Here is a 20,102-nt window from a genome sequence, read left to right as displayed (position 1 = left end):
CAGGCACGCCATGCTGCGCATTTCTGGTCGATCTTCATCAAGTGATGGAGGCCAGCGGGTGCGCGCGAATTTAGAGTGGGAGGAGTGGTCAGGAAATTTCGCCGCACTTCCGACTACCTCGGCCCGAGGGCAGCCGTGCGCTAACGCGAGCGAGCGGCGCCAAAACAAGCCTGATCTTCGATTGAGGCCGGTGTTCTTTGGCGGGTCACAAGCGGTTTCGTCTGACCTGGTCAGGCGATGAGTCCCACGCCGCCCCCGCCTGGGACGGCGTGGCGTGCAGTGCTGTTCTGTGCGTGTGGACTGCCACGTCATTCACCCTGCCGAGTGCCTTTGCGATAGTCAGTAGGACTACTGCCGGTCCAGTGTTTAAATGCGCGGCAAAAAACGGTGGCGTCGGAAAAGCCGAGATCAAATGCGAGCGCGGCCACGCTCGTGTTCGAGTTTGTCAGCCGATGGACTGCGATATCCCGTCGTAGTCCGTCTTTCACCAGCTGGAAATGCGTTCCTTCCTCTGCGTATCTGCGGTTGAGCGTGCGTACAGACGTGTGCAGCGCCTGTGCAAGATCCTGTATCGTCACCGGCTGCGCAATATTCTGTTCAAGATACTCGCGCGTCTTAGCCACAATGGATCCGTAGTGAAGTGCGGTGAATGTCCAGTCTCCGGGAGCACGCTTCAGGAATTCCCATAGCGCGTGTTTCTCGCGTTTGAACGGCTCCGCACAATCCTGGTACGAGAAATAAATGCTCGTCACCTCTGAATCAAAGTGCGCTGGACCTGGGAACAAGAATGCGTAGTCCTCTACATGCCTCGGCTTGGCGAAACTGAACTCGACCCGATGCAGGTTGATCTCCCTGCCAAGCAGCCATGATGCGATGCCGTGAACGAGCTTCATCATCAACTCATGCCCAAGTGGCGTGACCTGTGTGCCAGACGTTCGCTCCGCCAGAGCCAGTCGCACCAGATCCTTCTTCGTTGATATCTGCAACCGGTAGTCATCCAGCAACAAATTCCAGAAACGGACAAACCGATTGAACGCCACCAGCACGGTAGGCGCGTCCAGCAAGCTGAGCATCAGGTACTTCAACGTGCCACCCCGGATCGGCCTGGACCATAGTCCCAGCATCTCGTCATCGAGCGTCGCCGCGACTGTCCTGTACAACGCGACGTATTGCTGACGTGTCATTCGAGCGTCAGGCTGATTGAGAAGGGACGGGGGGATGGCGGCGCTGGCGAGTGCTTGTGCTGCTACGCCTTCTCCGTGACGGGCACGAATGACGCGCAGCATCCCGTGCAAGAAGTGGGCGGAAAGCGTGAGAGGGCTTTGCGAGGACAATTTCATGGTTCGTCCATTATGGCGCATTTTGCACATTGATTGGCGCGATGCGCCAGTTCTCTGCTAGCCCTGCGCCTATACTGGCCGGGAAATTCTGCTACGCCTGAAGTTTGCGATAGCGGCCAGATGGCGCGTTGCGCCAATTTCTGGCGGCGTTTCTTCGTCGGTCAAAAGGGAGCTTGGTTTGAGCACGAGACGGATCGTTGTGACTGGCATGGGTATGGTGTCGCCATTGGGATGTGGCGTCGAATCCGTATGGAGCCGCCTCTTGAAGGGGCATTCAGGCCTGGCCGGTTTGCCTGGCGACGTCACCGAAGGGATTGCATCGAAGGTCGGTGGCGTCGTGCCTGTGTTGACATCAGACTGCCCATGGGGATTCGATCCCGCTCTCGCGGTGGAACCCAAGGACCAGAAGAAGATGGACCGCTTCAGCCTCTTTGCGTTGACCGCGGCGCAAGAGGCTCTGAATCAATCGGGGTGGCAACCTGCAACAGAAAGCGCCCGCCAAAGGACAGCAACAATCGTGGCATCCGGCGTAGGTGGGTTCGGTGCGATTGTGGAGGCCGTCCGGACTACTGACGAACGGGGTCCAAGGCGACTTTCTCCTTTCACCGTTCCGAGTTTCCTGGCCAACATGGCGGCGGGCCATATATCCATTCGCCACGGATTTCGTGGTCCCCTGGGCGCACCGGTCACTGCCTGTGCTGCCAGCGCACAGGCCATTGGCGACGCAGCGCGCCTGATTCGCGCTGGCGAAGCCGATATTGCCGTGTGTGGCGGAGCCGAGGCCTGTATCGATCGCGTCAGCCTGGGGGCATTCGCCGCGGCAAGAACCATGTCCACGGGCTTTAATGATCGACCCGCTCAGGCGTCCCGCCCGTTCGATGCTGGGCGAGACGGCTTTGTCATGGGAGAGGGCGCCGGCATGCTCGTCATAGAAGACCTGGAGCACGCATTGCAGCGGGGCGCCACTCCGCTTGCGGAAGTGATGGGGTATGGCACGAGCGCCGACGCACACCATATGACGTCTCCGCCCGAGGACGGCGCCGGCGGACGTCGGGCGATGGAGCTGGCAATCCAGCAGGCGAACCTTGAACCCAGGCTGATCGGGCATTTGAACGCCCATGCGACGTCCACGCCCGTAGGCGACATCAGTGAGTTGGCGGCCATTAAGGCGATATTTGGAACAGGTCGAGGTCCCGCCGTATCAGCCACCAAATCTTCGACAGGACATTTGCTTGGGGCCGCTGGCGGCGTGGAAGCCATTTTCACGGTGCTCGCGCTGCGAGACCAGCTTGCGCCGCCTACGCTCAACTTGACGCAGCCTGATTCGGCAACGGACGGCATCGACATTGTCGGCGGATCGGCCCGCAGAATATCGACGGAATATGCGATCTCCAATGGATTTGGTTTCGGGGGCGTCAACGCGAGCCTGGTATTCCGTCGGCTTTAATTCCCGCTGCGAGCGCATCGGGCGACCCGCGGATCTACATCAAAAAGTGCGATAAATTATATTATGTCCAATTAGATAGCCACCTCAGGCACACCTCCTGCGCCGCCAATCCCATGGCGTCCTGCAGGAGGAACCCATGACGTCCGCCCCGTCATCCGGGCAACCAACCCGCGCCAGTTCGAATCCAGAACCCACGCTCGCGCAGCGCGTCGCCGGCTGGCTCGGTCTGTGCGCAGTGCCGCTCATCTGGCTGCTGCATCTGGCACTTGGCGTTACGCTCGTTTCCACGGCCTGCGCCGACGCCGTCACGCAGGACCCGATGCCGGGCTGGCACGGCACGCAATGGATCCTCGGCATCGCCTCGGTCTGCGCGCTCGTGCTTGCGCTCGTCATTACCTACGCCGCAGGCCGCGCCTGGCGCAAGACTGCCTACGTCGCGAAGGAAAAGCGCGATGCACGGCGATTCATCGCGTGGTGTGGCGCGACGGCTTCCGTGGCCTTCACCTTCGGTCTCGCCTTTTCGATCTGCATATTGATTGCAGTACCGATCGAACGCCTCTGCACCGCCTTCGACTAGGTAACGCGACATCCGCCATGCAATCGCTGTGCGCCAGTGCTTCGCTGCAGTCATTTGTCTCGCTGTCCGTTGTCACGGTCACAGCCAGCCCGCCGAATTCCGCACGACGACAGGTTCGGTCGCATCGTCGGATCAGATCACAGGATCGTAGCGCCATCCCTCGCGGCTCCATTGCATGGTATGCGTCGGCGCCAGCGCGGCGATGAAATCCGCGTCATGTGAAGCCACGATCAGCGCGCCCGGGAAGTCCGCTAGCGCCCCCTCGATCGCACGCACGGATTCGAGGTCGAGATGGTTGGTCGGTTCGTCGAGCAACAGTAACTGTGCCGGCGTGCCGCGCCAGAGCGCACAGGCGAGTGCGGCCTTCAACCGCTCCCCGCCGCTCAGGTAGCGCGCCGGTTGCGTCACGCGCCTGGCGTCGAGCTGCAGCAGCGCGAGCCGGCTGCGCAACGCCCCTTCTGCGAGCGGTGTTTCGAGCAACCCAAGCTGCTCGACGATCGAGCAGTCGGGATCGAGCTGTACGAGCTTCTGGTCAAGGTAGGCACAGCGAACATGCGTCACGCTGCGCCCCGTATGGGGCGCGAGTTGCCCAGCAAGGAGGCGCAACAGCGTCGACTTTCCGCATCCGTTTGGCCCCTTCAGCGCCACGCGCACAGGGCCGCTGCACGACCAGGTGAGCGTGGCGGCGGGATCGTCGTGGGCAAGCCACGGCAGCCGGGCCTCTTCGAGCGTGAAGACCTGGCGGCGCGCGCTGACTTCTGCGCCTGGCATCGCCACGAGCACGGGCGCCTCGGGTTCGACATGTGCGGCCGCCTCGGTAACGCGCTCGTCGAGCGCCTCCTTGTGCTCGCGCTGCTCGGCCCTGACCTGCCCCATCACATTGCGCCCACCGCCCTTGATCCCCTCCTTCGCCATCGACGATAAATTGGCCGTCTTCGCGTAACGCAAGGTGCCAGCGGCATGCCGCTGGATCGTGTCGTGTTCGCGCTGGAGCTTGCGCGTGGCGCGCTCGCGTTCGGTACGCGCATGGCTGAGCGCGCTCTTCGCCGCTTCGTGCTCCGCATCGCGCTGGGTGCGGTAGCTGGCATAGTTGCCGCCATAAGTTCGAAGCCCCGTGGGCGTGACTTCGACAATGCGCTGCATGTCTCCAAGCAATGCACGATCATGGCTCACCACGACGAGGCCGCCTCGCCATGCGCAAAGCGCGCTGCGCAGCCATGCGCGGCCAGCCGCGTCGAGGTGATTGGTCGGCTCGTCGAGCACGAGCAGACCGGCGTCACCCAGCAGCGCGCCTATCATGGTCACGCGTGCGAGTTCACCGCCGCTGAGTGCGTGCGCTGATGTGTCGGACTCCAGATGATCGAGACCCGCCGCGTCGAGCGCAGTGCGCAGGCGCGCAGCGAGATCCCAGCGCTCGCCGATCACGTCGAAATCGACGGCGTCGGCCGTACCCTTTCCCAGCCGCGCCAGCGCCGCGAGTGGCGCTTCGATCCCCATGACTTGTGCAACGGTCAGCGTATCGTGTGACGCGTCAAGGTGTTGCTGCGCCGCGTACGCGACACGCACGTGCCGATCGATCGTGCCGGACGTCGGCTCGATTTTTCCCGCGATCAGTTGCGCGAGCATGCTTTTGCCAATGCCGTTTCGGCCGACAATACCAGTGGGCACGCGATCGACAACGAGTTCTAGCGAATCGAATAGCGTAATGCCGCTATCGAAACGCAATGAGACGTGATGGAGTGCGGCAAGCGCCGCAGCTGGCGTGACTCGAGCCATAAGCTTCTCCCGAATGTATGAAACCTCTCGCGCAACGTGTTCGACGCTGACGCGAAAACATTTTTTGGGGGAAGCTTAGTTGTCCACTTTGGCTGGAGTCCGGTATGCAGGAATGGAAGGCGCATGATAACAACGAGAGATGCCAGGCACAAGCCATACGCCGGCCGAATTGTTGGCCATGCACCACGCCGCCAGCGGATCGATCTACCAGAAAACCCCTTCTAAAAGCGGTCGATCATGCCAAACTGGACACCGCGCACTGGCGCGCCTGGCCAGGAAGGCGGCAGCCCGGTCACGTTCACGCCGCGCAGCGTGAAGGTCGCATCGTTACGATTGCGCAGCCACCCTGCGCTCGCGTAGAGCAGCACGCGCTTCGAGAGGTCGTACTCGCACGCGGCGCTGAACTGGTCGGCGTCGTTGTCGGCGCCCGAGAGGTCGTGCACCCACGCATAGCCGAGCGACGCACGAAATTGCGAGGTGATCGCGTAGCGCGCGGAGACTGAAAAGCCGTTGTTGTGGTTGCGCGGCGTGCCGCCGTCGCCGTTGAAATACGCGAAAAAGCCTGTCACAGGCCCTAATACATATGACATGCCTCCGAGATTCGCGCGTAGTGCCCCTGCGCCGTTTTGCTGTTGATGTGCGTACGAAATGCGAAACGGTCCGTGCCGCCATTCGACGGTTTCGATGTTGCCGGCAAGTCCGTTGCTGCCCGTAGCGGGGTCGCGCAGCGAGGCCATCAGCGTGGTCGAGAAACCGTAGATATCGGGCGACAGATACGTGATCGCGTTCGATTCGTATGGCGTGATCTTCGATAGATTGTTCAGGCCCGAAGCGATGGTGCCCGCGCCGAACGCGTCGAGTTGCCCCTTGAACGGAATATAGATTGGCGAGTATTGCCGCCCCGCTCGCACCGTGCCCCACTGTGTGCCGAGGCCAATCCACGCCTGGCGATTGAAGATCGTGTTGGCCACGGCAAAGGTGCCGTCGTTGGACCCGAAGCCGTTTTCCAGTTCGAACAGGATCTTGATGCCGTCGCCGATATCCTCCACGCCGCGCAGCCCGAAGCGAGACCCGCGATACGCGCCCGAGTCCATGCGCGCGACCCAGCCCGCGCCCGGGTTCGTCACCTCGATGCTCGTGTCGAGCGTCCCGTACAGCGTGACCGAGCTTTGCGCGCGTGCGCCTGTCGTATGCAACGTGGCGAAGGTTGCCGCACACACCACCGCCCAGGCGCGCGCGGCGCGCAATGTTCGATTCATGGAGGAAAAACGGGTGAGGCGCACGAGCGGTGCGTCGCATGCTGCATGAGAAGCGGCAGGTGCTGTGCGAGCCCCTGCCGCCGCCTGAAAAACCCGCTAGCCGCGGCCGCCCTGTGCTGCCGGGCGGCTCCCGCGCGCTTCACTGCTTCGGCAGCGCGTAGGCAATCACGTAGTCGCCGAGCTTCGTGCCGAACGAGCCGTGCCCGCCCGCCGCGATCACGACGAACTGACGGTCGCCCACCGCATAGGTCATCGGCGTGGCCTGACCACCCGCGGGCAGCCGCGCTTGCCAGAGCCGGGCGCCATTGTTCACGTCGAAGGCGCGGATGTAGTTGTCCGCCGTCGCGCCGATGAAGATCACGCCGCCCGCCGTCACCATCGGGCCGCCGAGCATCGGCATGCCCGTGCGGAAGGCCACCGGAATCGGCGAGCTGTCACGCGTCGTGCCGATGCGCTTTTTCCAGATGATCTGATTGGTCTTGAGGTCGACAGCGGAGATGTAACCCCACGCCGGCTGCTTGCACGGCAGCCCGAGCGGCGACATGAACGGATTGAGTGTCACGCCGTAAGGCACGCCGTATTGCGGCTGAATGCCCGCCTCCGTGCCGCTGCCCTTCGCGCCCGGCTGCGGCTCCATCGGGTTGCCCGGCCCGCGCGGAATGAGCCGCGAGACGAACGGCAGCGCGATGGGGTTCGCCACGGCGATCTGCCGGTCGGTGTCGATGGCAAGGCCGCCCCACTCGAACATGCCGAGGTTGCCCGGGAAGACGAGCGAGCCTTGCAGCGAAGGCGGCGTGAACGTGCCTTCATAGCGCAGCTGGTGGAACATCACGCGGCAGATGAGCTGGTCGTACATCGTGGCGCCCCACATGTCGGCGTCGGTGAGGTCCTTCGACGGCCGGAACGTGAGTTGCGAGAACGGCTGCGTGGGCGAAACGTGGTCGCCCGGCGCCGCGCCCTGCGGCACCGGCATTTCGGGCGCGGGCACGACGAGTTCGCCCGTGCGGCGGTCGAGTACGAACAGGTTGCCCGTCTTCGCGGGCGCATACACCACCGGCACGGTCTTGCCGTCCTTGTCGGTGATGTCGGCGAGCGTGGGCTGCGAGGGCTGATCCATGTCCCACAGGTCGTGGTGCACGGTCTGGTAGAACCAGGCGAGCTTGCCGGTCGACGCGTGCAGCGCAAGCAGGCCCGTTGCGTAGCGCTCCATGTCGGGCGTGCGGTCGCCGCCCCAGATGTCCGGCGTCTTCACGCCCATCGGCAGATAAACGATGTCGAGCTTCGCATCGTAAGCCGCCGGCGCCCACGAGTTCGGCGAATTCCACGAGTAGTGCTCCCCTGGGCCCGGAATCTTGTTCGGGTCCGCCGCGCCCGGATCGAACGCCCACAGCAGCTCGCCCGTGCGCACGTCGAAGCCGCGAATCACGCCCGAAGGTTCGCGCGTCGAGAAGTTGTCTTCCACGGCGCCCGCCACGACGATCACCTTGCTCGTGACGATGGGCGGCGAGGTGGGCTCGTACATGCCCGGCGTCGTTACCGGCATGGCGTGCTGCAGGTCGAGATCGCCGTTTTTGGCGAAGCCCGCGCAGCGCTCGCCCGTGAGCGCGTCGAGTGCGTAGAGGTGGCCGTCGTTCACGGGCAGCAGAATGCGCTTCGTGCAGGCGCCGTTCACGGCGGCAGGCATTGCGACGGCCGTGGTTTCGCTCGCCGGCGCGGCGGCTTCTGTCGCTGAGGCGGCGTCGCTCGCGGGCGCGGCCGCCTCGGTTGCCGAAGCCGCCGCGGGGTCCGATGCGGCCGCGGGCGTCGACGCCGCTGCGGCATCACCCGCACTCGCATTCGCGCTCGCCGAAAGATCCACGAACGACACGCCCCGGCAGGTCACGTGCTGGAACGAGGGATCGGCCTGCAGCTTCGGATCGAACTTCCATTTGAGTTCGCCGGTTTGCGCGTCGAGCGCGAACAGGATCTGGTGCGGCGAGCACAGGTAAAGCAGGTCGCCGATCTTGATCGGCGTGACTTCGTTGGTGATCTCGACCGGATCGTTGGGCCCCTTCGTGTCGCCGGTGCGGAAGGTCCATGCCACCTGCAGATTGTGCACATTGTCGGGCGTGATCTGCTGCAGCGGCGAATAGCGCGTGCCTTGCTGGTCGCGTCCGTAAGCGGGCCATTCGGATGGCTCGATGCCATCGACGTTCGGCGCGGGCGTGGTCCTCACCGCCGCGAGCGAGCCGTTGATCTGCTGCGGGTCGTTGAAGTGCGCATACACGAGCACGCCGCCCCACACGAGCAGCCCGACCACGAGTGAAAGCACGCCGAACTGGCGCGGACGCTCCAGGTGCCAGCTCATGAGCACGAGCAGCCAGATGCCGAACACCACCAGCACGCCCGAGCGCGGCACGAGCGCCCAGAAGTCCGGCCCCGACTCCCAGAGCCCCCAGATCGCCGTGCCGATCAGCACGATCGCGTAGAGCACGAACGCAGAGGGACTCGCACGCCACAACAGCCACGCGAACACGAGCAGCAGCACGCCCGTCACGACGTAATACGGCGAGCCGCCGAGCGAAATGAGCCACGCGCCGCCAGCCAGCAGATAGACCGCCGTGAGCAAGGTGAACAGCACGGAGATGACTCCGATGAAGCCCAGCGGTTTCGATAGTCTGGCCATGATCTCAACCTTCCTCGAAGAATGTCGTCTGCGATGGCGGAACAACGTGGCGTCAGAACACGTGCATCATCCCGACGTAGGCGCCCGTTTGCGATTGGCCCGCCAAGGGGCTGGTCGGCGTGCTCGAGTCGCGCGGCGTGGCGAACACGGAGAACGTGCCGTTCTTGCTGTTGTTCACATACGCGAGCGTGCCGTACAGGAACGTGCGCGCACTCAGGTTGTACGTGGTGCCGAGCGCGTAGAGCATGGCGTGGCTCGCAGGGTCGTGCGAGGCGTCGCCGCCGCCCTCGCCTACGTGAATATAGAAACCCGCGGCCGTCACGGCCCACTTCGGTGTGGCCTGGTAGGTCGCGCCCAGCCAGTAGTGGTCGGCGGTATCGGAAATGCCGGGCGGCGTATCGGGCGCGGAATAATGCGTGTACGCGGCCTGGATCTTGAACTTCTGCACGCGCAGGTTGCCGCCCACGAAGTATTCTTTCGAGGCCGTGAAGATGTTTGAAAAGCGCCCGCTCGAATCGCGCAGTTCGTCGTAGATGCCGCGCAGGTCGAAAAGCGTCGAGTGGTACGACAGCATGATGCCGTCCGAGCGGCCAAACTCGCCTTCGGCGCCGGCATTGAAGTTGCCCGGCTGATTGCCGAACGAATACTGCCCCTGCACGTCGAGGCCGTTCCACACCGGGCTGTGATATTCGATGTTGTTGCTCGTCTGCTGCCAGTTGCGGCCGCGCACGAGCGAGGCCGACGACACCGCCTGCTGCACGAACGGATCGAATGCCCACACGCCGTCGCTGTCGATGAAGAGATTACGGCCGGCTTGCAGTTGACCCCACGTATCGTTCTTCAACCCTACGTACGCGCGGCGCGACCAGAGCCGGCCGCCGCCCGTGGTGCCGTTCATGATCTGCACGGCGGTTTCGAGGTTGAAGATCGCGGCGCTGCCGCCGCCCAGGTCCTCGGTGCCCTTGAGGCCGAACATGCTGGTGCCCCAGTCGCCGCCTTCGGCGCTCCAGCGGCTCGAACTGCCGCCGTTGCCGTTCGCGATGTGATTGAGGTACTCGATACCGCCATCCACGCGGCCGTACATCGTGACACTCGATTGTGCGCACGCGGCCGAACTGGCGGCGAGCAGCACCACTGCGCCCAGAGTCGTTTTCACGTTGGCTCCCTTGTGGAGTCCTCTTTCTTGGTCCGGTCCGTGCCGGGGCGGATAACGTGGTTTAACGTGCAGACAAGCCGGCGCGCCCGGTTGCATGCCGGACACATCGCGCACTAAAAAGCATAGCGCGTGGTGAGAAATCCCGTATTTTGGCTGGACGACGAATGACGCACAGTTGCACGCCCGCGACGGCGCGGGGGCGCAAAGCATATTGCGTGCCGCGCGGCACCATGCGCGACGCATGCGTGGGCTGTTCAGCACGATTACCGTTGGATTTCAGGGCGACGTATCGGCGCGCCTGCCATTGCGAGGGCTCGCGAAGGGGGGCCGGACACGCGATAGAATCAGCGCTTTTCATGGACGTTTCCCCATGACCACTGCGCTGCTCGTCATCGATTTTCAGAAGACGCTTGTCGACACCGAACCGCTGCCCGGCGACATCGCCATGGTCAGCGCCAACATCAACGTGCTGTTGCAGCGCGCAAGGCATGCGGGTGCGCCGGTCGTGCTGATCCAGCATGAGGACGACACGGCGCTCGTTCGCGGGTCCGACGCGTGGGCGCTGTCGGCCACGCTTGTGACGGACCCGGCCGACCACCTCATCGGCAAGCGCACGCCCGATTCGTTTCTCGGCACCGGCCTGGGCGCCCTGCTCGCCGCGCATGCGGTGAATCACGTCGTGATCTGCGGCTATGCGAGCGAATTCTGCGTCGACACGACGGTGCGGCGCGCCGCCGCAAACGGCCTCGCGGTCACGCTCGCCGCCGACGCCCACACCACCCACGACAAGGCCCACGCGAATGCGGCGTCGATCCGCGCGCACCACAACGCGACGCTGTCGAATATCCGCAGCTTCGGCCCGAAGATCAGCGCGGTGCGCACCGGTGAAATTGCATTCGGCACGCCCGCACAAGACGGCTGAAGTTAGCGCGCGTCGTGCCGCGAGTCTGCCTTCGCGGCGTCGCCGCCCTGTGTCGGCTGCGGTTGAGCCGGCCGCACAGTATGGAAAACCGGCAAACGCCAGCCGAAATAGAGCGAAGCCAGCCGCAACGCCACGCAGGAAATCACGGCCACCCAGGGCGTCCAGAACGTCGACCAGCCCGCATACGTGAGCCCCACCTGCACGGCGGCGCCAAGCAGCGCCGCCGACGCATAGATCTCGCGATCGAGAATGGCCGGCACGCGCGAGAGCAGCATGTCGCGCATCACGCCGCCGCCCACCGCGCTCACGATGCCAAGGATGATGGCCGGCTCAGCGCTCTGGCTATACGCAAGCGCCTTCTGCGCGCCCGCCACCGCAAAGAGGCCTAGCCCGATTGCATCGAACAGCAGCACCGGGTGACGCAGCCGCCGCACCTGCGGATACGCGGCAATGGTGAGGCCCGTAGCCAGCAACGTCACCGCGAGATAGGCCCAGTTTGCGAGCCCTGCCGGCGGCACCGCACCGATACACAGATCGCGGATGATGCCGCCGCCGCACGCCACCATGAAGCTCACGACGACGATGCCGAACAGGTCGAGCCGCCGCTGCCGCGCGGCCACGGCGCCGGAGATCGCGAAGGCGAACGTGCCGATCAGGTCGAGTGCCGTATAGGCCGTGTGAGCGTTGAGATGCGCGCCCACTTCCGCGCCGATTGCCACGCTCACGCCGCCTCGCTTTCGCGGCCAAGCCACGCGCCGGCCGCGCACAGCATCGCCTCGAGGCCGGCGCGCAAGGTGGGGTCGAGCACCGGCGCGAACTTCGGCGAGTGGTTGCTCGGAATCTCGTTGAGCTTCTTCGCGGCCCTGGCTTGCGCATAGACCTCGGGATCGGTGCCGCCCACGAACCAGAACGCGTACGGCACGCCCCATTCGCGGCCGAACACGCTGAAGTCCTCGCTGGCGGCGGCCGGCGGCGTTTCGTAAGCGCGCTCGCCGAACCACGCTTCGAACGCCTTGCGCAGGCGCGCCGTGGTGGCGACGTCGTTTACCGTGAGCGGGTAGCTCGACAGCGTCGTGAACTCCGGATCGCGCGGCGCATTCGAGGCCGCGCATTCGGCGCAGCAGATACGGCGGATCGCGCCCAGCATGTACTCGCGCACGTCTTCGTCGAAGGTGCGCATGTTGAGTTTGAGCGTGGCGTCGTCGGGAATGATGTTTTCCTTGGTGCCTGCCTGGAGCGAGCCCACTGTCAGCACCGCGCGCTCGCTCGGAGAGATTTCGCGCGAGACGATCGTCTGCAGGCGCAGCGTGGTGGAAGCCGCCATGATCACCGGGTCGATCGACGTTTGCGGCTGCGAGCCGTGCGAGCCGCGGCCGAACAGCTTCACCTTGAGACTGTCGCCCGCCGAGAGGATCGCGCCGCTGCGATAGCCCACGGTGCCAGCCGGGCCCACCATCACGTGCTGGCCGAGAATCACGTCGGGCTTCGGAAAGCGCTCGATCATGCCATCGTCCATCATGCTGCGCGCGCCGCGCCCCACTTCTTCGCCGGGCTGGAACACGGCAAGCAGCGTGCCGCTCCATGCGTCGCAATGCGCCGCCATCAACTGCGCCACGCCTAGCAGCCAGGTCACGTGCAGATCGTGCCCGCACGAGTGCGCCACGCCCACCTGCACGCCCTCTTCGTCTTTGGCGGTCACGGTGCTCGCATACGGCAGGCCGGTGGCTTCGGCCATGGGCAGCGCGTCCATGTCGGCGCGCAGCATCACGACCGGCCCCTCGCCGTTGCGCAACACGCCCACCACGCCCGTCACGCCGACTTCGCGCGAGACTTCGTAACCGAGCTTTTGCATGCGCTCCGCCACGAGCGCCGCCGTGCGGAACTCCTGCATCGAGAGTTCAGGATGCTGGTGCAGATCCTTGTAGAGCGCTTCGAGTTCGGGTAGCAGCGCGCCGATGGCGGGCGCCACGGTTTCGACCAGCTTCGGCATGGACGACTCCTTCATGCTTGATTCAATCACTTTGTCAGTCAGGCAAGGCGCGGTCTCAACCGCGCTCGATCAGGCTCTGCGCAAGCTTGGCGAGCAACTGGTCGAGCGTCTTGCGCTCGTGGTCGGTGAGCACGGCAGCGAGTTCGGACTCGAGCTTCGAGCCTGCTTTTTCAGAGGCGCTCGCCACCTTCGCGCCCTCTGGCGTGACGCGCAGTGTAACGCTGCGCCGGTCCGTCGCGTGCGCGCCACGACCTATCAGACCGCGCGACTCGAGTTCGCCGAGCGTTTTGGAAAGCAGCGTTTTTTCGATGAGCGCGAGCTGAGAAACGGCCTTGGGCGTGATGCCCGGTTCGGCCCGGATGATGCGCAGCACGCGCATGGCACGCACGTCGAGACCCCAGCGCTCACGGTAGACCGCGTTGGCGCGATCCATCAGCAGGGCACTCGTTTGATCGAGCCTGAATGTGAGGAAATCTGAATACAAATGCGTGCTTCCGTCCAGTGCGCCAACTGGACGCCAGTATAGTCAAATAGTTGAAAATTTCAACTATCTAGAACCGGTAAGCACGATTGAGCGGGCGCAGATGCGACAACGCGGCGGCTCCCTCTTGAGAGGAGAACCGCCGCGCGGGGGAAAACGTTCGGCGGGGACAGATGCCCGCCGAGGTCAGCCTCGCTGAACCGACTTAGAACGCGTGGCGCATGCCCACCGTGACGGCGACCTGCGTATCGGTCGACGAAGGCGAGAGTGTGTTGATCATGGCATGCGAGAGCACCGAGCCTTCCGGTGCGCCATGCACGTTCTGGTACACGCCTTCCAGGTAGAAGTCGGTGCGCTTGCTGATAGCGTAGTCCGTTTGCAGCATTGCCGTGTTCCAGCCCGGGCTCGAGCCGTTGTACGCGCCGTGCGTGTACGTGTACGCACCCGACACGCTCCATGCCGGCGTGAGCGCGTATTTCACGTTCGCTTCGAAGTTGTCGAGGCGCAGCGAACCGGCGAGCGAACCTGCGGAGTCGTCGTTCGAGCCGAGGTAGGTGCCCGTGCCGAACGAGTAGACGCCTGCGGCGTTGTCGATCTGCGAGTGGCTCCAGACGAGACCCACCGTGGCCGGGCCATAGGTGTAGTTGCCGCCGAGCGACCAGACACGCTGACGTTCAGCCAGGAAGTTCGCGCTCGTGTCGCTCGTGGTGACCGCGCCGCTGCCGGTGCCCGCGTTGTTGAACTGCAGGTAACCGGCCGCGAGGTTCAGCGGGCCCTGGCTATACGACACGGCGAAGCCGTACGAGCGGTTGTTCGCGAAGTCGCCGGCCTTGTTGCTGAACGAGTACATCGTCTCGAACGTCACACCGTACCAGGTCGGGCTCGCGTACTTGACCGAATTGTTGATGACCACCGAGTTCGCCGCGAGGTTGTCGTTCTCGAACGGGTGAGCCGCGAGGCTGCCGCCCCACGTGTTGAATTCCGCCGTGAGCGGGCCCACGAGGTCGTTCATCACGTCGAACTGGCGGCCGAACGTGAGCGTGCCGTACGGATCGCTTTGCATGCCGACCCAGGCTTGCGAACCGAAGCCCAGACCCGAGAACGCCTGCGCGCCGTTGTTGAGCAGGAAGCCTTGTTCGAGCTTGAAGATCGCATGCAGACCGCCGCCCAGATCTTCCGAACCCTTGAGGCCGAATACCGTGTTCTGCGTGGAGCTGCTGTTGAGCTGCCAGTTGCTGTGGCCGAACTGGTTGTTCGTGTAGACGAGACCGGTATCGATCAGGCCGTAGAGGGTCACGCTGCTTTGCGCGTGTGCCGAAATGGCAAAGGCGCTCAGCAGGGCCGCGGCGAGTAGCGATTTTTTCATGTTTTCAAGCTCCGGATTGGGCGGTGGGTTAATGCATCGAATTCAGGCAGCCGGCACCATCGGCGTGCAATCTCATACGCGCGCATTCCATTTCGGTGCAGATTCAAAAGAAAAAATCTACCCGTCGATGATTATTGCGAATTGAGCAATTCATCGATGTTGATAATGCAATGACGAAATGGGAATCGAGCGGCGAGTACGGCGCGAATCGAACACCCGCATCATAGGGCGTAGAAAATAAAAATGGTGTCGAAATTCGAGCGGCGTGGCGTCGATGGCACAACCGCGCCGGGCAAGGCTCGACGCGCGTCGAGGAATGTGCGGGGCGTGAATATTGCCGGACAAATTACATAATGCTTTCGATATGACGCATTAAAACCGGCGAGAAAGACCGATTAACCGCATTGAGAACTGTCGCCGAAATCGGCCCTCAGAGTGCGTTGATTCTTGTATTAATGCGCGCTCATTTTGACGTGACGCCATTCATTCAGGCAGCCGGTGCAACCGACGCGCCCGCTATTGCGTGACGCTTCAAAGCCTCTGCCACAAATCCCGACGCTTTCATGGTTTCGACAAACGCGCCGAGCACTTCGGCCGCCTGCGGACCGCGGCGCTTCGCGACGCCCATCGCCTGGCGAATCACCATGAAGCGTTCGTCGAGCAGGCGCAAACCGCCGACTTTCGCGGCATCGGCTTCGAGTTGCTGCTTCACGCCCGCGGCGACTTCAAGCCCTTGATCGAGGAAGGTCTGCACGACGGTTGGCGAAGTCGGCGCGCGCACGATCTCCGCTTGCTTCAATTCGCGCGAGAGAAAGAGATCGTACGCACTGCCCTTGCCCACCGCCACGCGGTTATGCGGCTGATCGACTTCGGCATTGGTGCGCACGAGCGAATCGTTGCGCACCAGATAAAAGCCTTCGATCAACACATAAGGCGCGGTGAACGCGATCGTCTCGCCTCGCTTGGGATCGACGGCGAAGAAGCCGAAATCCGCGCGCTCGTCGCTCACGGCTTCGACGGACTTGCCCGCCGCGTCGAACACGACGAGTTCGAGCGGCACGCCCAGGTGCTGCGCGAACGCGCGTGCGAGATCGACGGAAACGCCGAACGGTTCGCCCGACGCCGCATCGCGATTCGCGAGAATCGGATTGCCGAGGTTGATGGAGGCGCGCAACGTACCCGTGGGCGCGAAGGCTTTGACGACGGCAGGATCGATATTCATGGCGATGGCGGCACGACAATCAGGGGCCTTCGAGCATATCACCCCGGCCGCGCACCCCGCCTGTGCGCGCCTCGCTCAGCCCGTATCGCCGCCGGCGACCGGCAACACCGAGCCGGTGATATAGCTCGCCTCGTCCGAAGCGAGAAACAGAATCGGCGCGATCTGTTCGTCGAGGGTGCCGTAGCGCTTGAAGAATGTCGACTCAGTGACCTGCCGCACCGCCTCGCCCATCCAGGCCTTTTCCTGTTCGCTGTCGCCGGCGGCGTTGCGCGGAATGCGGCGCGGCGGCGCTTCGGTGCCGCCTGGCGCCGTGGCGACCACGCGGATATGGTGCTCCGCATACTCCATCGCCAGCGATTGCGTGATCGCATTCACGCCGCCCTTCGCCGCCGAATACGGCACGCGGCGAATACCGCGCGTGGCGTTCGAGGAAACATTGACGATGGTGCCGCGCCCGCGCGCGAGCAAATGCGGCAACACGGCGTGACACGTGTAGAGCGTAGGCATGAGCGAGCGGCGGATTTCCGCATCGATCTGCGCCGGCTCGAATTGCGCGAACGGGCGCATGCGGATGGCACCGCCCACACCGTTGATGAGAATGTCGATGCCGCCAAAGTGTTTCGCGGCGAAGTCCATGGCCGCTTTCGCGCCTTCATACGTTTCGAGGTCGGCGACAAAGCCCGCCGTTTCAGCGCCCGTCGCCTCTGCCGCGATTTCGCCCACGAAATCGGCGCGATCGACGAACACGACCTTGCCACCTTCGGCCGCCGCGCGCAGCGCGACGCCGCGGCCAATTCCCTGCGCCCCCCCGGTGACGACGACGACCTTGCCTGCGAATCGTTGCATGATCATGCCGCCTTCGGAACGACGTTCGGGGTGAACTTCTCGTAGTGGAAGCTGTTAGGCTTCACGCCTTCGTCATCGAAATACTTGCGTACGGCGTCCACCATCGGCGGCGGCCCGCACAGATACACGTCTACGTCGCCATCGTTCAAGGCGTCGGCGGGAATGTGCTGCGTGACCCAGCCCTTGCGAGGATGATTCGAATCCGCGTCGGCAATGACAGTCGCGAAGCTGAAGTTCGGCAGTTTCGCCGCGTAGGCCTCGATGGCTTCGACCAGCACCAGGTCGAGGTCGCGCGTCACGCCGTAAATGAGGTGCACCTTCTGCTGCGCGTTGGTGCGCGCGAGCACTTCCAGCATCGAGAGGAACGGCGCGAGACCCGTGCCGCCTGCGAGGAACAGCAGCGGACGCGCCACGTCGCGCAAATAGAAGCTGCCAAGCGGCCCCGTCAAATCGAGCTTCGTACCCGGTTGCGCGGCTTCGAGCCAGGTGCTCATCACGCCGCCCGGAATCTTCTTGATCAAGAAGCTGATTTTCGATTCGCCCGGCGCAGAAGAGAAGGAATACGAACGATGTTGACCACTGCCCGGCACGTCGATGTTGACGTACTGGCCCGGCAGGAACACGGGGCCCGTTGCGTCGACGTCCAGTTCGAGCACGATCGCCGCGTCGTTGTGCTGCTCGACCTTCGTCACCGTGGCTGCGAACGTGCTCTGCCCGGTCTTGCACACCGTTGAAGACGCGGGAATCGCGATCACGCAGTCGCTCTGCGGCACCATCTGGCAGGTGAGCACGAGACCGCTGTCCTTTTCGTCTTCGGTCAGCGCGTCTTCGATATAGTCTTCGCCCAGGTCGTAGCTGCCGCTTTCCGCGCGGCACTTGCAGGTGCCGCACACGCCGTCTGAGCAATCCATCGGCAGGTTGATGCGCGCGCGAAACGCAGCGTCAAGGACCTTCTCGCCTGCCTTGCATTCGATGAAACGGGTCACGCCGTCTTCGAAATTCAGTGCAATCTTGTAGCTGGACATGGTGTCTCCTTCATACCCATGTTGAAACCGGGTCTCGATGTCAAATAAGACTTAAACGAGACTTCAAACGTGATAAACGTCGAGTACTTGCCGGATGTAATCGTTCTTCAGCACGATCTTTTTGCTGGCAATCAGGAAGTCGTCGCCGCGCTTGCGCAAGGTGACGAACATTGTGCCGAAGAAGCTGTCCGTGGTTTTGTAGCGATGACTGAGCGTGTGGAAGTTGTAGCGCACCTCCACTTCGTCGCCGCGATCCGCCAGCACTTCCACGTTCGTCACGTTGTGGCTCGTGCGTGGCTCCGGCATCGAAGCGCCGCTGCGCTCGGTCTTGATGCGAAACACACGGTCTTCGAGGCCGCCGCGATCCGGGTAGTACATCAGCGAGATCTGCGACTGGTGGTCGTCGGTGAGCTGGTCATCGTCGTCCCACGCGGGCATCCAGTACGTGACGTCTTCGGCGTAGCAGGCGAGCCATTCTTCCCACTGGCGATCGTCGAGCAGGCGCGCTTCGCGGTACAGTGCGGCGCAGATTTTCTGGTAGTCGTTGCTCATGCCTGCGCTCCTGCCTGTTCGTGATGCATCTCCTGCTCGAGGGCGTCGCGCATGGCGTGCACCCAGTACTCGTGCTGGACCACGAACAGACCTTCGTCTTCGCTGCGCTCGCCGGAAATGATCGGCTTGAGGCCCATCTTCTTCGCGTTTTCGTCCGCCCCTTCGACCCACAGCGGCGCGCCGCGCGAGAGATCGTTCCACATGGCCGTGGTGCCCGCATAACCGGTCTGGCATGCGCGGAACTCTTCGAGGTCGTCGGCGGTGCCCATGCCCGTGACGTTGAAGAAGTCCTCGTACTGGCGAATGCGCGTTGCCCGATCTTCCGCGCTCTCGCCCTTCGGCGCGAAGCAGAAAATGTTCACCTCGGTCTTGTCCACGCTGATCGGGCGCACCACGCGAATCTGCGTGCTGAACTGGTCCATCAGGAACACGTTCGGGTAGACACACAAATTTCTCGTCTGATTGACGATGAAATCCGCTTGCACTTCGCCCACGCGCGCCTTGATTTCCTCGCGATGCTTGTACACCGGCCGCACTTCCGGGTTCATCGTATTGGTCCACAGCAGGATGTGGCCGTGGTCAAAGCCATATACGCCCGCCACCGACTTGCTCCAGCTATTGGCGTCCACCGCCTGGGTGCCGTCTTCCTTGCGCCGGCCCATGGTCGCGGCGTAGTTCCAGTGCACGGTGCTGACGTGATAGCCGTCACAGCCATTCTCCATCTGCATCTTCCAGTTGCCGTCGTACATATACGAGGAGTTGCCGCGCAGCACTTCGAGGCCGTTCGGCGACTGGTCGACGATCTGGTCGATGATGATCTTCGCTTCGCCGAGGTAGTCTTCGAGCGGCTGCACGTCGGCATTCAGGCTGCCGAACAGAAAGCCGCGATAGCTCTCGAAGCGCGCGACCTTCTTCAGGTCGTGAGAACCCTCTTTGTTGAATTGCACGGGGTACTCGGTCGTTCTTTCGTCCTTGACCTTCAGGAGCTTGCCGGTGTTGGAGAACGTCCAGCCGTGGAACGGGCACGTGAAGCTGCCCTTGTTGCCGTGCTTGCGCCGGCACAGCATGGCGCCCTTGTGTGCACACGCGTTGATTACGGCGTTCAGCGCGCCGGTCTTGTCGCGCGTGATGACGACCGGCTGGCGGCCCAGCCACGTGGTGTAGTAGTCGTTGTTTTCAGGAATCTGGCTTTCGTGCGCGAGGTACACCCAGTTCTTCTCGAAGATGTATTTCATCTCCAGTTCGAACAGGTCGGCATTGGTGAAAATGTCCCGGCGGCAGCGGAATACACCGTTTTGCTTGTCGTCCTGCACGGCGGTGGACAGCAGGTGATCCAGGTCACTGGCTTTGTCGATGATGGCTGACATATTAGCTCTCCTATGCATACTCCACACGCGGTACGGAGTTCCTGCATCGGTGTCGAATGATGATCGCGGTAAAACTGGCGGCGGCTGTGTCTTCACACCGCCGCCTCGCAG

At 63.3% G+C, this 20,102-nt stretch carries 18 protein-coding genes; 4 read left to right on the top strand and 14 right to left on the bottom strand.

The genetic code is table 11. From position 1 onward, the window contains the following. Positions 1–308 precede the first annotated feature (308 nt). Positions 309–1,340, bottom strand: coding sequence for an AraC family transcriptional regulator ligand-binding domain-containing protein (locus U5A57_RS35090; RefSeq protein ID WP_321916260.1), 1,032 nt, complete (start codon positions 1,338–1,340; stop codon positions 309–311). A gap of 208 nt (positions 1,341–1,548) precedes the next feature. On the opposite strand from U5A57_RS35090, the gene fabF reads away from it, so the two are divergent. Next, complete coding sequence (fabF, locus tag U5A57_RS35085) at positions 1,549–2,787, top strand: beta-ketoacyl-ACP synthase II (RefSeq protein WP_415774698.1); 1,239 nt, start codon at positions 1,549–1,551, stop codon at positions 2,785–2,787. 136 nt (positions 2,788–2,923) lie between these two features. After that, entirely contained in the window at positions 2,924–3,364 is a 441-nt protein-coding gene (locus tag U5A57_RS35080) for a hypothetical protein (RefSeq protein WP_321916258.1), read from the top strand. A gap of 132 nt (positions 3,365–3,496) precedes the next feature. On the opposite strand, the gene U5A57_RS35075 is transcribed toward U5A57_RS35080, so the two are convergent. From U5A57_RS35075 to U5A57_RS35060, 4 genes are all read right to left on the bottom strand, one after another. Continuing rightward, positions 3,497–5,140 carry an ABC-F family ATP-binding cassette domain-containing protein gene (locus U5A57_RS35075; protein WP_321916257.1) on the bottom strand — a complete coding sequence of 548 codons (1,644 nt, stop codon included), beginning with the start codon at positions 5,138–5,140 and terminating at the stop codon, positions 3,497–3,499. Between the two features lie 221 nt (positions 5,141–5,361). Beyond that, positions 5,362–6,399: a porin gene (locus U5A57_RS35070; protein WP_321916256.1), complete on the bottom strand. Its 1,038-nt coding sequence runs from the start codon at positions 6,397–6,399 to the stop codon at positions 5,362–5,364. 139 nt (positions 6,400–6,538) lie between these two features. Further along, entirely contained in the window at positions 6,539–9,064 is a 2,526-nt protein-coding gene (locus tag U5A57_RS35065) for a glucose/quinate/shikimate family membrane-bound PQQ-dependent dehydrogenase (RefSeq protein WP_321916255.1), read from the bottom strand. A gap of 52 nt (positions 9,065–9,116) precedes the next feature. Continuing rightward, a complete protein-coding gene (locus U5A57_RS35060; protein ID WP_321916254.1) occupies positions 9,117–10,220 on the bottom strand; it encodes a porin in 1,104 nt (367 codons plus the stop codon). Between the two features lie 370 nt (positions 10,221–10,590). On the opposite strand from U5A57_RS35060, the gene U5A57_RS35055 reads away from it, so the two are divergent. Beyond that, positions 10,591–11,142: an isochorismatase family protein gene (locus U5A57_RS35055; protein WP_321916253.1), complete on the top strand. Its 552-nt coding sequence runs from the start codon at positions 10,591–10,593 to the stop codon at positions 11,140–11,142. A gap of 2 nt (positions 11,143–11,144) precedes the next feature. Here the strand turns inward: U5A57_RS35055 and U5A57_RS35050 are convergent, their stop codons facing one another. The 4 genes from U5A57_RS35050 to U5A57_RS35035 all read right to left on the bottom strand — a co-directional run bounded on the left by U5A57_RS35050 (position 11,145) and on the right by U5A57_RS35035 (position 14,979). Then, entirely contained in the window at positions 11,145–11,867 is a 723-nt protein-coding gene (locus tag U5A57_RS35050) for a trimeric intracellular cation channel family protein (RefSeq protein WP_321916252.1), read from the bottom strand. Beyond that, positions 11,864–13,132: a M20 family metallopeptidase gene (locus U5A57_RS35045; RefSeq protein WP_321916251.1), complete on the bottom strand. Its 1,269-nt coding sequence runs from the start codon at positions 13,130–13,132 to the stop codon at positions 11,864–11,866. The genes U5A57_RS35050 and U5A57_RS35045 overlap by 4 nt, the downstream gene beginning before the upstream one ends. A gap of 55 nt (positions 13,133–13,187) precedes the next feature. After that, positions 13,188–13,565, bottom strand: coding sequence for a MarR family winged helix-turn-helix transcriptional regulator (locus tag U5A57_RS35040; protein WP_321916250.1), 378 nt, complete (start codon positions 13,563–13,565; stop codon positions 13,188–13,190). A gap of 253 nt (positions 13,566–13,818) precedes the next feature. Continuing rightward, on the bottom strand, positions 13,819–14,979 hold the full coding sequence (locus tag U5A57_RS35035) for a porin (protein WP_321916249.1): 1,161 nt from the start codon (positions 14,977–14,979) through the stop codon (positions 13,819–13,821). On the opposite strand from U5A57_RS35035, the gene U5A57_RS35030 reads away from it, so the two are divergent. Next, a complete protein-coding gene (locus U5A57_RS35030; RefSeq protein ID WP_321916248.1) occupies positions 14,978–15,124 on the top strand; it encodes a hypothetical protein in 147 nt (48 codons plus the stop codon). The genes U5A57_RS35035 and U5A57_RS35030 overlap by 2 nt on opposite strands. Before the next feature lie 342 nt (positions 15,125–15,466). On the opposite strand, the gene U5A57_RS35025 is transcribed toward U5A57_RS35030, so the two are convergent. From U5A57_RS35025 to U5A57_RS35005, 5 genes are all read right to left on the bottom strand, one after another. Then, the gene (locus U5A57_RS35025) at positions 15,467–16,201 is read right to left on the bottom strand and encodes an ABC transporter substrate-binding protein (RefSeq protein ID WP_321916247.1); all 735 of its coding nucleotides are present in this window, start codon (positions 16,199–16,201) and stop codon (positions 15,467–15,469) included. 75 nt (positions 16,202–16,276) lie between these two features. Then, entirely contained in the window at positions 16,277–17,053 is a 777-nt protein-coding gene (gene benD / locus U5A57_RS35020; RefSeq protein WP_321916246.1) for a benzoate diol dehydrogenase BenD, read from the bottom strand. Continuing rightward, positions 17,050–18,072, bottom strand: coding sequence for a benzoate 1,2-dioxygenase electron transfer component BenC (benC, locus tag U5A57_RS35015; RefSeq protein ID WP_321916245.1), 1,023 nt, complete (start codon positions 18,070–18,072; stop codon positions 17,050–17,052). The genes benD and benC overlap by 4 nt, the downstream gene beginning before the upstream one ends. Before the next feature lie 63 nt (positions 18,073–18,135). Beyond that, positions 18,136–18,624: a benzoate 1,2-dioxygenase small subunit gene (gene benB, locus U5A57_RS35010; RefSeq protein ID WP_321916244.1), complete on the bottom strand. Its 489-nt coding sequence runs from the start codon at positions 18,622–18,624 to the stop codon at positions 18,136–18,138. Continuing rightward, positions 18,621–19,991, bottom strand: a complete 1,371-nt coding sequence (locus U5A57_RS35005; RefSeq protein ID WP_321916243.1) for a Rieske 2Fe-2S domain-containing protein — start codon at positions 19,989–19,991, stop codon at positions 18,621–18,623. Before U5A57_RS35005 ends, benB begins: the two co-directional genes overlap by 4 nt. Positions 19,992–20,102 lie beyond the last annotated feature (111 nt).

Source organism: Paraburkholderia sp. J11-2, from assembly GCF_905220185.1.
GTDB lineage: Bacteria > Pseudomonadota > Gammaproteobacteria > Burkholderiales > Burkholderiaceae > Paraburkholderia.
The sequence above is the reverse complement of the archived record's forward strand: the minus strand, read 5'-3'. Positions and strand labels throughout refer to the sequence as shown.

What these genes read in the sequence shown, in the direction of transcription:
- U5A57_RS35090 (WP_321916260.1), bottom strand. Translation starts at nt 1,340, where the DNA reads ATGAAATTGTCCTCGCAAAGCCCTCTCACGCTTTCCGCCCACTTCTTG.
- fabF (WP_415774698.1), top strand. Translation starts at nt 1,549, where the DNA reads ATGGGTATGGTGTCGCCATTGGGATGTGGCGTCGAATCCGTATGGAGC.
- U5A57_RS35080 (WP_321916258.1), top strand. Translation starts at nt 2,924, where the DNA reads ATGACGTCCGCCCCGTCATCCGGGCAACCAACCCGCGCCAGTTCGAAT.
- U5A57_RS35075 (WP_321916257.1), bottom strand. Translation starts at nt 5,140, where the DNA reads ATGGCTCGAGTCACGCCAGCTGCGGCGCTTGCCGCACTCCATCACGTC.
- U5A57_RS35070 (WP_321916256.1), bottom strand. Translation starts at nt 6,399, where the DNA reads ATGAATCGAACATTGCGCGCCGCGCGCGCCTGGGCGGTGGTGTGTGCG.
- U5A57_RS35065 (WP_321916255.1), bottom strand. Translation starts at nt 9,064, where the DNA reads ATGGCCAGACTATCGAAACCGCTGGGCTTCATCGGAGTCATCTCCGTG.
- U5A57_RS35055 (WP_321916253.1), top strand. Translation starts at nt 10,591, where the DNA reads ATGACCACTGCGCTGCTCGTCATCGATTTTCAGAAGACGCTTGTCGAC.
- U5A57_RS35045 (WP_321916251.1), bottom strand. Translation starts at nt 13,132, where the DNA reads ATGCCGAAGCTGGTCGAAACCGTGGCGCCCGCCATCGGCGCGCTGCTA.
- U5A57_RS35040 (WP_321916250.1), bottom strand. Translation starts at nt 13,565, where the DNA reads ATGGATCGCGCCAACGCGGTCTACCGTGAGCGCTGGGGTCTCGACGTG.
- U5A57_RS35030 (WP_321916248.1), top strand. Translation starts at nt 14,978, where the DNA reads ATGTTTTCAAGCTCCGGATTGGGCGGTGGGTTAATGCATCGAATTCAG.
- U5A57_RS35035 (WP_321916249.1), bottom strand. Translation starts at nt 14,979, where the DNA reads ATGAAAAAATCGCTACTCGCCGCGGCCCTGCTGAGCGCCTTTGCCATT.
- U5A57_RS35025 (WP_321916247.1), bottom strand. Translation starts at nt 16,201, where the DNA reads ATGAATATCGATCCTGCCGTCGTCAAAGCCTTCGCGCCCACGGGTACG.
- benD (WP_321916246.1), bottom strand. Translation starts at nt 17,053, where the DNA reads ATGATCATGCAACGATTCGCAGGCAAGGTCGTCGTCGTCACCGGGGGG.
- benC (WP_321916245.1), bottom strand. Translation starts at nt 18,072, where the DNA reads ATGTCCAGCTACAAGATTGCACTGAATTTCGAAGACGGCGTGACCCGT.
- benB (WP_321916244.1), bottom strand. Translation starts at nt 18,624, where the DNA reads ATGAGCAACGACTACCAGAAAATCTGCGCCGCACTGTACCGCGAAGCG.
- U5A57_RS35005 (WP_321916243.1), bottom strand. Translation starts at nt 19,991, where the DNA reads ATGTCAGCCATCATCGACAAAGCCAGTGACCTGGATCACCTGCTGTCC.